This is a genomic window from Rheinheimera mesophila, assembly GCF_000986865.1.
Taxonomy (GTDB): domain Bacteria; phylum Pseudomonadota; class Gammaproteobacteria; order Enterobacterales; family Alteromonadaceae; genus Pararheinheimera; species Pararheinheimera mesophila.
In genome coordinates this window covers 30,736-43,602 of sequence record NZ_LAVS01000030.1, presented here as the reverse complement: position 1 = coordinate 43,602, position 12,867 = coordinate 30,736, and the positions used below count along the sequence as shown (strand labels likewise).

6 protein-coding genes are annotated in these 12,867 nt (G+C 47.9%); all 6 read right to left on the bottom strand.

From position 1 onward, the window contains the following. On the bottom strand, positions 1-1,172 hold a 1,172-nt coding region (gene tuf / locus SD53_RS11120; protein WP_046520308.1), incomplete at its 3' end, for an elongation factor Tu. A 54-nt stretch (positions 1,173-1,226) separates the two neighbouring features. Beyond that, positions 1,227-3,341, bottom strand: coding sequence for an elongation factor G (fusA, locus tag SD53_RS11115; protein ID WP_046520307.1), 2,115 nt, complete (start codon positions 3,339-3,341; stop codon positions 1,227-1,229). Positions 3,342-3,368: 27 nt separating this feature from the next. Beyond that, positions 3,369-3,839 carry a 30S ribosomal protein S7 gene (gene rpsG / locus SD53_RS11110; RefSeq protein WP_046520306.1) on the bottom strand — a complete coding sequence of 157 codons (471 nt, stop codon included), beginning with the start codon at positions 3,837-3,839 and terminating at the stop codon, positions 3,369-3,371. An 82-nt stretch (positions 3,840-3,921) separates the two neighbouring features. After that, entirely contained in the window at positions 3,922-4,299 is a 378-nt protein-coding gene (rpsL, locus tag SD53_RS11105; protein ID WP_008899789.1) for a 30S ribosomal protein S12, read from the bottom strand. A 149-nt stretch (positions 4,300-4,448) separates the two neighbouring features. Continuing rightward, the gene (gene rpoC / locus SD53_RS11100) at positions 4,449-8,630 is read right to left on the bottom strand and encodes a DNA-directed RNA polymerase subunit beta' (protein ID WP_046520305.1); all 4,182 of its coding nucleotides are present in this window, start codon (positions 8,628-8,630) and stop codon (positions 4,449-4,451) included. 79 nt (positions 8,631-8,709) lie between these two features. Further along, positions 8,710-12,735, bottom strand: coding sequence for a DNA-directed RNA polymerase subunit beta (gene rpoB / locus SD53_RS11095; protein WP_046520304.1), 4,026 nt, complete (start codon positions 12,733-12,735; stop codon positions 8,710-8,712). Positions 12,736-12,867 lie beyond the last annotated feature (132 nt).

The window sequence follows — 12,867 nt, the reverse complement described above, 5'->3', positions numbered from 1 at the left end:
TTAGATACTACACCTGCACCTACTGTGCGGCCACCTTCACGGATTGCGAAGCGTAAACCTTCGTCCATCGCGATTGGGTTGATCAGCTCAACCACAAACTTCAGGTTGTCGCCTGGCATTACCATCTCTACGCCTTCTGGCAGTTCTACTGAACCAGTTACGTCTGTGGTACGGAAGTAGAACTGTGGACGGTAACCTTTGAAGAATGGAGTATGACGACCACCTTCTTCTTTTGATAATACGTACACTTCACCTTCGAACTTGGTGTGTGGCTTGATTGAACCTGGCTTCGCTAATACCTGACCACGTTCTACGTCTTCACGCTTAGTACCACGTAACAGTGCACCAATGTTCTCACCTGCACGACCTTCGTCTAACAGTTTGCGGAACATTTCAACGCCAGTACAAGTCGTCGTCACTGTGTCTTTCAGACCTACGATTTCTACGGCTTCACCTACTTTGATGATACCTTGCTCTACACGGCCTGTTACTACTGTACCGCGACCAGCAATTGAGAATACGTCTTCGATTGGCATGATGAATGGCTTATCAATCGCACGTACTGGCTCTGGAATGTAAGAATCTAAAGCTGCTGCTAATTCCAGGATTTTTGGTTCCCACGTCGCATCGCCTTCCAAACCTTTTAACGCTGAACCACGGATAACCGGCAGATCATCACCTGGGAAGTCGTAGTCTGACAGAAGTTCACGTACTTCCATCTCTACCAGTTCTAACAGCTCTTCGTCATCTACCATGTCACATTTGTTCATGAATACAACGATGAAAGGTACACCTACCTGACGAGATAACAGGATGTGCTCACGTGTTTGTGGCATTGGGCCGTCTGTTGCAGCTACAACCAGGATTGCGCCGTCCATCTGAGCAGCACCAGTGATCATGTTCTTCACATAGTCAGCGTGGCCTGGGCAGTCTACGTGGGCGTAGTGACGGGTTGGAGTATCGTATTCAACGTGAGACGTGTTGATCGTGATACCACGTGCCTTCTCTTCCGGCGCTTTGTCGATTTGATCGAAAGCGAACGCCTGACCACCGTAGTGCTTAGCCAGTACGTTAGTGATAGCAGCAGTTAAAGTAGTTTTACCGTGGTCTACGTGACCGATGGTGCCCACGTTAACGTGCGGTTTATTACGTTCGAATTTAGCCTTAGCCATTTTAATTACCTTCTGTTAAATAGATCCAACTTTAAAGTGGACCAAATTAAGTGATTAATCGTTACTACCAGTACTGCTACGAGCTGCAATAATTGCTTCAGTCACGTTGCTTGGTGCTTCCATATACTTCAATGGTTCCATTGAATAAGAAGCACGGCCCTGGGTCAATGAACGCATGCTGGTTGCATAACCAAACATCTCAGACAGAGGAACCTGAGCGTCAACGATCTTGATACCACCAGGAGCATCTTCCATACCGTTGATGATACCGCGACGACGGTTTAAATCACCTACGATGTCCCCCATGAAGTTTTCCGGTGTTACCACCTCCACTTTCATGATAGGTTCAAGGATCACTGGTTTAGCTTGCAGTGCGCCTTTTCTGAAGCCCATAGAGGCGGCAACTTTGAACGCCATTTCGTTTGAGTCCACATCGTGGTATGAACCATCGAATACGGTAACTTTCACGTCAATGACCGGATATCCAGCAAGGATACCGTTTTTCATTTGTTCGATAATACCTTTGTCGATAGCCGGAATGTATTCTTTTGGAATCACACCACCGACCACAGCATTAACGAACTCATAGCCTTTGCCTTCTTCCTGAGGTTCGAGTCTTAGCCAACAATGACCAAATTGACCACGACCACCAGATTGACGAACAAATTTACCTTCAACTTCAGTGCTGGCGCGAATAGTTTCGCGATAGGCAACCTGAGGTTTACCGACGTTGGCTTCCACCTTAAATTCTCGTTTCATACGATCCACGATAATTTCCAGGTGCAATTCACCCATGCCAGAGATAATAGTCTGACTGGTTTCTTCGTCGGTGTGAACACGGAAAGATGGATCCTCAGCAGCAAGTTTGCTCAGAGCAATACCCATTTTTTCCTGGTCCGCTTTAGTTTTTGGTTCCACTGCAATAGAAATTACCGGTTCCGGGAATTCCATACGCTCCAGTGTAATGACGTGATCCGGGTCACATAAAGTGTCCCCTGTAGTCACATCTTTAAAACCTATGCCAGCAGCAATATCACCTGCACGGACTTCTTTGATTTCCTGACGGTCATTGGCATGCATCTGCACCAGACGACCAATACGCTCTTTCTTCTGCTTCACAGGGTTATACACACTGTCACCAGAGTTAATCACGCCGGAATAACAACGGAAGAAAGTCAAAGTGCCAACAAAAGGGTCAGTTGCGATTTTAAACGCAAGTGCCGCAAATGGCTCATTGTCATCAGAGTGGCGTACGCCTTCTGATTCATCTTCGTTGATCCCTTTGATCGCTTTCACTTCAGTTGGTGATGGTAAGTATTCAATCACAGCATCAAGCATCGCCTGAACGCCTTTGTTTTTGAATGCCGAACCACAAAGCACCGGAACGACTTCGTTAGCAAGAGTACGTTGACGCAAAGCTGCACGGATTTCGTCTTCAGTTAGCTCTTCGCCTTCTAAATAACGCTCCATCAGCTCTTCATTCGCTTCAGCCGCAGCTTCCACCATGTTCGCACGCCACTCTTCACACTCAGCCAGCATCTGCGCAGGAATATCTTCGTACGTGAAGGTCATACCCTGGTCAGCTTCATTCCAGTTGATCGCTTTCATTTTTAACAAGTCAACCACACCAGTGAAGTTATCTTCAGCACCAATAGGTAACTGAATAGGAACTATAGTGTGATTCAGACGATCACGGGCTTGCTTCACTACACGCAGGAAGTTAGCACCGGTACGGTCCATCTTGTTCACGAAGATCAAACGTGGAACTTCGTATTTATTTGCTTGACGCCATACAGTTTCAGTTTGAGGCTGAACACCTGACGAGCCGCATAATACAACCACTGCACCATCAAGAACACGCAGGGAACGTTCGACTTCAATAGTGAAGTCGACGTGCCCTGGTGTATCGATCAGGTTAATACGGTGCTGTTCGAACTGTTGCTGCATACCAGACCAAAAGGCCGTAGTGGCAGCGGACGTGATAGTGATACCACGTTCCTGCTCTTGCTCCATCCAGTCCATAGTGGCTGCGCCATCATGAACTTCACCAAGCTTGTGCGAACGACCTGTGTAGAACAGCACACGTTCGGATGTTGTGGTTTTACCCGCGTCAACGTGAGCACAGATACCAATATTACGGTAGAGCTCAATAGGAGTTGTACGTGCCACAATCGAATCCTCTTAAAAAGGTCTGTCTTACCAGCGGAAATGAGCAAACGCTTTGTTTGCTTCAGCCATACGGTGAACGTCTTCACGTTTCTTAACAGCAGAACCTTTATTCTCAACGGCATCCAGCATTTCACCAGCTAAACGCTGGGCCATTGATTTCTCGCCACGTTTACGGGCAGCTTCAACCAACCAACGCATAGCTAAAGCATTACGACGAACCTGACGAACTTCACATGGAACCTGGTACGTAGAACCACCCACACGGCGTGATTTAACTTCTACCGTAGGACGAATGTTGTCTAATGCAACTTCGAACAGATCCAGTTCAGCTTTTTTAGATTTTGTCGCAGCGATGTCTAATGCGCCGTATACAATTGATTCAGCTGTAGATTTTTTACCGTCGATCATTACGACGTTTACGAACTTGGCAAGTAATTCACTTCCGAACTTAGGATCTGGAAGGATTTTACGTTGACCTATGACGCGTCTTCTTGGCATTCGAAACTCCGATTGCTTCAGGGGATTCCAAAACTTTTAATGAAAAAAGTTACTTAGTTTGGCCTTACTTAACGGAGTTAAGTTATTTATTCTTCGGCCGTTTAGCGCCGTATTTAGAACGGCCTTGCTTACGATCTTTAACGCCAGCACAGTCTAAAGTGCCGCGTACGGTGTGATAACGCACACCTGGAAGGTCTTTTACCCGGCCGCCACGGATCAGAACAACGCTGTGTTCCTGTAAGTTGTGGCCTTCACCGCCGATGTAAGAAGTCACTTCGAATCCGTTGGTTAAACGAACACGGCATACTTTACGTAATGCAGAGTTAGGCTTCTTAGGTGTGGTGGTGTATACGCGGGTACAAACACCACGCTTCTGTGGGCAAGCTTCAAGCGCCGGCACGGTGCTCTTAGAGACCACCTGGCTGCGCGGCTTACGCACTAGCTGGTTGATTGTTGCCATTAAATACTCCTGGTTAATAACTACCTATAAACGTGAAAATTCCGCACCCAGTTTTGGGGCTGCGGAATTCTACTGGTCAACCTTTGACCTGTCAAGGAACAAAAAGGGGTGGCCATTGGCTGGCGACCACCCCAGTTTGCGGCTTTGACTTATTCGTCGTTGCCAGACAAGTCCATATTCAGAGCGTCAGTCAGAGCCTGTTCAGCACTTTCTGCACTCATCGCCGGTTCAGCGACTTCGCCATTGGCGATACGTTGACGCTGACGGATACGGTTTTGGTGATACGCAAAACCAGTACCTGCCGGGATCAGACGACCGACAATAACGTTTTCTTTCAGGCCACGCAGCTCGTCGAACTTTCCGCCAACCGCAGCTTCTGTTAATACGCGTGTGGTTTCCTGGAACGACGCCGCAGAAATGAAAGAGTCCGTTGACAGTGATGCTTTGGTAATACCTAACAACGACCGCTCGTACTTCGCAGGGATTTTACCTGCAGCTTCCAGTTCAGCGTTTGCGATATTAACGCGTGACACTTCCGCCATTTCACCTTCTAAGAACTCACTGTCACCCGGGTGAATGATTAAACATTTACGCAGCATTTGACGAATGATGGTCTCGATGTGCTTGTCGTTAATTTTAACGCCTTGCAGACGGTATACATCCTGTACTTCATTTACGATGTAACTGGCTACGTGGTGGATACCACGTAAACGCAGGATATCGTGTGGTGACTCTGGACCTTCGGAGATCACTTCACCTTTTTCGATACGTTCACCTTCGAACACGTTCACCTGACGCCATTTCGGGATCATCTCTTCATGAGAATCACCTTGCTCTGGTGTGATGATCAGACGACGTTTGCCTTTGGTTTCTTTGCCGAAGCTAATAACACCAGAAATTTCGGCCAGTATGGCAGGGTCTTTTGGCTTACGGGCCTCAAACAAGTCAGCAACGCGTGGCAGACCACCGGTGATGTCGCGTGTTTTCGAGCTTTCTTGTGGAATACGGGCTAATACAGCACCGGCTTTTACCTGAGAGCCATCCGCCACTTCAATAGTGGTGAAGCTCGGTAAGCGGATTTCCTGTAATGCACCATCGTCCATTTCTAAAATTAACTTAGGTTCTTTCGCATTGGCCTTGGACAGGTCTTTTACCACAGTACGGGTTAAACCAGTCAGGTCGTCCTGCTGAACTTCAGTGTTGGTATCGTCCACATCGCTGTGCGATACCTTAGCACCACGCTCTACGATAATTGGGTGTGAGTGCGGATCCCAGCTTGCAACGATTTGGCCTGATGTGACCTTGGCGTTGTCATCTGTGGCTAACACAGAACCGTATGGCAGCTTGTAACGCTCTTTCTCACGACCTTGTTCGTCAAACACTGTGACTTCAGCCGAACGTGAGGTGATAACAATCTTGTTCTCACTGTTACGTACGAACTTGGCGTTGTGTAATTTCAGGATACCTGAGTTTTTCACTTGTACGCTGTTCTCAGCAGATGACCGCGACGCCGCACCACCGATGTGGAATGTACGCATCGTTAACTGTGTACCTGGTTCACCGATGGACTGAGCGGCAATAACCCCCACAGCTTCACCGGCGTTGATGATGTGGCCACGGGCCAAATCACGACCATAACACTTGGCACACACACCAAAGTTGGTCTGACAGGTAATTACAGAACGAACATAGACTTCGTCAATCGAGTGTTTTTCAATCGCATCACACAGCTTCTCGTCCAGCATAGTACCGTCTTCAACCAGCACTTCGCCCGTTGCAGGAACCACTACGTCACCGATCACTACACGACCTAATACGCGCTCACGCAGACCTTCTACAACGTCACCACCTTCAATCAGTGGTTTCATCATGATGCCTTCGGTTGAGCCACAGTCGGTTTCCGTCACCACTAAGTCTTGTGCAACATCAACCAGACGACGAGTCAGGTAACCGGAGTTTGCTGTTTTTAACGCTGTATCCGCCAAACCTTTACGAGCACCGTGAGTAGAGATGAAGTACTGCAGTACGCTCAGACCTTCACGGAAGTTCGCTGTAATTGGCGTTTCGATGATTGAACCATCTGGTTTAGCCATCAGACCACGCATACCGGCTAACTGACGGATCTGAGCTGGAGAGCCCCGTGCGCCAGAGTCGGCCATCATATAAACAGAGTTAAATGACGGTTGAGTGACTGTGTTGCCATCGCGATCCACAACTGACTCTTTCGATAAGTTGTCCATCATCGCCTTAGATAAGGCTTCGTTGGCCGTTGACCAAATGTCGATGACTTTGTTGTACTTTTCACCGGCCGTAACTAAACCTTGTTGGAACTGGTCCTGGATCTCAGCCACTTCCGCTTCTGCAGCAGAAATGATATCAACCTTGGCTGCCGGGATGACCATATCGTCAATGCCAACAGACACACCAGATAACATGGCGTAGTGGAAACCTGTGTACATGATCTGGTCCGCTAAAATAACGGTATTTTTCAGACCAATGCGACGGTAAGAGCCGTTCAGTAAACGTGAAATCTGTTTCTTACCCATAGCCTGATTGACTGAATCAAAGGCTAAGCCTTCCGGCATGATGGAGTACAGAATGGCACGGCCTACTGTAGTGTCACGTACTGCAGTCACAGAAGTACGGCTGCCGTCTTCGGCAATAGTTACTTCAGTGATACGCACTTTGACACGGGCGTGTAAGCTGGCAACACCGGCACGGAATGCTTTTTCGGCCTCTTTCGGGCTCTTAAACAGCATGCCTTCGCCTTTGGCGTTGATGGCATCACGCGTCATGTAATACAGACCCAATACAACGTCCTGAGAAGGAACGATGATTGGTTCACCGTTGGCTGGCGACAGAACGTTGTTGGTCGACATCATCAGCGCACGGGCTTCTAACTGAGCTTCAATGGTCAGAGGCACGTGAACGGCCATCTGGTCACCGTCGAAGTCGGCGTTGTATGCAGCACAGACCAATGGGTGTAACTGGATTGCCTTACCTTCGATCAGTACAGGTTCGAATGCCTGAATACCTAAACGGTGCAGTGTTGGTGCACGGTTTAACAGCACCGGATGTTCACGGATCACTTCGTCCAGAACGTCCCATACCGCGCCTTCTTCACGTTCAACCATCTTTTTAGCCGCTTTAATAGTGGTGGCTAAACCGCGGGCTTCTAACTTACCGTAGATGAAAGGCTTGAATAATTCTAAAGCCATTTTCTTTGGTAAACCGCACTGGTGCAGACGTAAAGTAGGACCTACTGTGATGACAGAACGGCCTGAGTAGTCAACACGCTTACCTAATAAGTTCTGACGGAAACGACCTTGTTTACCTTTGATCATATCAGCCAAAGATTTCAGAGGACGCTTGTTCGAACCTGTGATAGCGCGGCCGCGACGACCGTTGTCTAACAACGCATCCACAGCTTCCTGCAACATACGCTTTTCGTTACGTACGATAATATCAGGCGCTGACAGGTCCAGAAGACGCTTCAGACGGTTGTTACGGTTGATCACACGGCGGTATAAATCGTTCAGATCAGAAGTGGCAAAACGGCCACCGTCCAATGGAACTAAAGGGCGCAGATCCGGTGGCAGTACTGGCAGTACTGTCATGATCATCCACTCTGGTTTGTTACCAGAGGTGTGGAATGCTTCCATCAGTTTCAGACGTTTGCTGATCTTCTTACGTTTGGTTTCAGAGTTGATAGTTGGCAACTCTTCACGCATTTGTTTGATCTCTGTGGCCAGATCGATGCCACGTAAAATGTCCAGAATAGCTTCTGCACCCATTTTGGCTTCGAACTCGTCACCATGCTCTTCCAGCACGTCCAGATATTCTTCTTCAGTCAACATCTGACGACGCTCTAAAGAAGTCATGCCTGGTTCAGTCACCACATAAGATTCAAAATACAGTACACGTTCGATATCACGTAATGTCATATCTAACAGCAAACCGATACGGCTTGGCAGTGATTTCAGGAACCAGATATGGGCTGTTGGGCTGGCCAGTTCAATATGACCCATACGCTCACGACGTACTTTAGTCAGCGTAACTTCAACACCACATTTTTCACAGATCACACCACGGTGTTTTAAGCGTTTGTATTTACCACACAGACACTCATAGTCTTTGACCGGGCCAAAAATCCGCGCACAAAACAAACCATCGCGCTCTGGCTTGAAGGTACGGTAGTTGATCGTCTCAGGCTTTTTCACTTCACCAAAAGACCATGAACGGATCATGTCTGGTGAAGAAAGGCCGATACGGATCACATCGAATTCTTCGGTTTTAGTTTGTTGTTTCAGAAACTTTAATAAGTCTTTCACCTTTGCTCTCCTGTAAGAGGTTAACCAGCAAGGGGCGGCGTACCGCCCCGGACAATTCGATTAGTTTTGCTAACCGGGGTTATTCCTCTTCCAATTCGATGTTGATACCGAGTGAACGGATCTCTTTCATCAATACGTTGAAAGATTCTGGCATGCCTGGTTCCATGCGGTGGTCGCCATCCACGATGTTTTTGTACATCTTGGTACGGCCATTCACGTCATCAGACTTGACTGTTAACATCTCTTGCAGCGTGTATGCTGCGCCGTATGCTTCCAGAGCCCACACTTCCATCTCACCGAAACGCTGACCACCAAACTGGGCTTTACCACCCAATGGTTGTTGAGTAACCAGACTGTACGAACCAGTAGAACGGGCGTGCATCTTGTCGTCAACCAAGTGGTTCAGTTTCAGCATGTACATGTAACCCACAGTGACCTTACGCTCGAAGGTATTGCCGGTACGACCATCGTACAATGTGATCTGACCGCTGGTCGGTAAGTCACCTAAAGTTAACAACTCTTTGATTTCGCTCTCTTTGGCGCCATCAAACACTGGAGTAGCTACAGGTAAACCTTTACGCAGGTTTTCTGCTAAACGACGTACTTCATCATCCGTGAAGCTCTCGATATCCACGTCCTGACGTGATTCACCCAGAGCATAGACCTTTTTCAGGAACTCACGGATTTCCGCGACTTCTTTCTGGTCTTTGATCATGCCGTCAATCTTGTCACCTATACCACGGGCCGCTAAGCCCAGGTGAGTTTCCAGGATCTGACCTATGTTCATACGAGACGGTACACCCAGCGGGTTCAGTACGATATCAACCGGCTGACCTTTTTCGTCATATGGCATATCTTCCACAGGAACAATGGTAGAAACCACACCTTTGTTACCGTGACGACCGGCCATCTTGTCACCAGGCTGGATACGACGTTTCACAGCTAAGTACACTTTAACAATCTTCAGAACGCCTGGAGCTAAATCGTCACCCTGAACAATCTTGCGACGTTTGGCTTCGAATTTCTTATCGTATTCAACACGGATTTCTTCGTACTGAGCCGCTAATTGTTCCAGATCGTTTTGCTTATCTTCATCCGCCAGACTGTAGCCTAACAGCGCATCACCACGTAAGCCGTTCAGCTTAGTGCGGTCAACGCCTGTACTCTCAATCAGGTTACGGGCACGTGAGAAGATACCTTCTTCAAGGATGCGGAATTCTTCATTCAGGTCTTTCTTCGCCTGTTTGACTTCCATCTCTTCGATTTCACGGGCACGTTTGTCTTTTTCAACGCCATCACGGGTGAACACCTGAACGTCGATCACTGTACCAGTGACAGAGTTAGGCACACGTAATGAGCTGTCTTTTACGTCGGATGCTTTTTCACCGAAGATAGCGCGTAACAGTTTTTCTTCTGGCGTTAACTGGCTTTCACCTTTAGGTGTGACCTTACCAACCAGAATATCGCCGCCTTTCACTTCAGCACCGATATAAACGATACCGGCTTCGTCCAGCTTAGATAAAGCAGACTCACCTACGTTTGGAATATCGGCAGTGATTTCTTCAGGCCCTAATTTGGTATCACGAGCGATACAACTCAGTTCCTGAATGTGAATAGTGGTTAAACGATCTTCCTGCACTAAACGCTCGGATAACAAAATCGAGTCTTCGAAGTTGTAACCGTTCCACGGCATGAATGCCACGCGTAAGTTTTGACCTAACGCCAGTTCACCTAAGTCCGTAGACGGACCATCGGCCAGTACATCACCACGTTCAATCGGCTCACCATGGTTTACACATGGACGCTGGTTGATACAGGTGTTCTGGTTAGAGCGGGTGTATTTCGTCAGGTTGTAGATGTCGATACCGGCTTCACCGGCAACCATTTCTTCTTCGTGTACTTTAATCACGATACGGCTGGCGTCGACATAGTCCACAGTACCACCACGTTTCGCTACTACAGTTACACCAGAGTCTTTGGCAACAACACGTTCTACACCAGTACCTACTAACGGCTTATCAGCACGTAAGGTAGGAACGGCCTGACGTTGCATGTTTGAACCCATTAATGCACGGTTAGCGTCATCGTGTTCCAGGAACGGGATCAGAGCAGCAGCAACAGATACGATCTGTTGTGGTGCAACGTCCATATACTGAACCTTGTCGGCCGGCATTAAGGTGAATTCGTTTTTGTAACGGCACGGTACTAAGTCTTCAACCAGACGGTTTTCTGCGCTTAACTCGGCGTTCGCCTGAGCGATCACAAAGTTACCTTCTTCAATCGCAGATAAGAAGTCGACTTCGTCAGTCACAATCCCATCTTCAATACGACGGTAAGGTGTTTCGAGGAAACCGTATTCGTTGGTCTGGGCAAACATAGACAGCGAGTTGATCAAACCGATGTTTGGACCTTCTGGCGTCTCGATTGGACAAACACGACCGTAGTGGGTTGGGTGAACGTCACGAACTTCGAAGCCTGCGCGCTCACGGGTCAAACCACCAGGGCCTAGGGCAGAAATACGACGTTTGTGCGTCACTTCTGACAGTGGGTTGTTCTGGTCCATAAACTGAGACAGTTGGCTTGAACCAAAGAACTCTTTCACTGCGGCAGAAATAGGCTTAGCGTTGATCAGATCCTGTGGCATCACAGCGTCCAGATCACCTAAAGACAGGCGCTCTTTGACTGCACGCTCCACACGGACTAAACCAACACGGAATTGGTTTTCAGCCATTTCACCAACAGAACGGATACGTCTGTTACCCAAGTGGTCGATATCGTCCACTTCGCCTTTACCGTTACGAATGTCGATTAAGACTTTCATCACAGCCAGAATATCTTCTTTCGACAGCACGCCTGTGCCAGTGCCTTCTTCGAAATCAACACGGCGGTTGAACTTCATACGGCCTACAGTGGACAGGTCATAACGGTCTTCAGAGAAGAACAGGTTTTCAAATAAAGTTTCAGCAGCTTCACGTGTTGGTGGCTCGCCTGGACGCATCATGCGGTAGATTTCTACCAATGCTTCCATGCGGTTGCTGCTTGGATCGATCCGGATGGTTTCAGAAATATAAGAACCCTGGTCCAAATCGTTAATGTAAAGAGTTTCGAAACTTTCGTAGCCCGCTTTGGCTAGTTTTGCTAACAGCTCCAGTGTGAGCTCTGCGTTCGCCTCGGCAATAATCTCTCCGGTTGAACGGTCAGCGTAATTTTTTGATAAAACGCGGCCTACGACATATTCATGAGGTACTTCCATCAGTGTCATGCCAGTTTTTTCTAACTGACGCACGTGACGGGCAGTAATACGACGACCAGCTTCTACTATCACTTCGCCATCGTTGTCTTTGATATCAAAAGCTGCTGTTTCACCACGTAAGCGGTTTGCCACCACTTCCATCAACAGTTTGCCGTCTTTAATTTCAAAACGGGTGCTTTCGAAGAATGTACTTAAAATATCTTCAGTACTTAAGTTCAGCGCACGTAATAAAATAGTGGCTGGTAATTTACGGCGGCGATCGATACGCACGAACAGGTTATCTTTGGCATCAAACTCAAAGTCTAACCATGAACCACGGTAAGGGATCACGCGAGCATTGTATAACACCTTGCCCGAAGAGTGCGTTTTGCCACGGTCGTGGTCAAAGAATACACCCGGACTGCGGTGCAGCTGAGAAACGATAACACGTTCAGTACCGTTGATCACAAAAGTACCGTTTTCAGTCATCAGTGGGATTTCGCCCATATAGACTTCTTGTTCACGGATATCTTTGATTGTACCTGGTACTTCTTTATCAAATAACACCATGCGCAGTTTGACACGCAGCGGAGCTGAGTAAGTCACACCACGAATTTGGCACTCTTTGACATCAAAAACCGGCTCACCAATACGGTAGCTGACATACTGCAGCTCGGCACTGCCTGAGTAGCTCTTGATTGGAAATACAGAACGGAATGCAGCTTCTAAGCCGTATCCACCTTCTGGATCAGGTTCGATAAATTTGCTGAACGATTCGATTTGAATCGACAGCAGATATGGCACATCCAAAACCAAAGGACGTTTGCCGAAGTCCTTACGGATACGTTTCTTTTCAGAATAAGAGTAAGTCATGGGGTTCCTCAGCTTGCTGATTTTTTACCCTACCTACCCTCTAAGGGGCGGCTTGAATGTTGCCGACATGGCAACATTGGGGTGGGGAAAATCAATGTCCCACAGCGCAAAAAGGCCGGTGGTTATTTCACC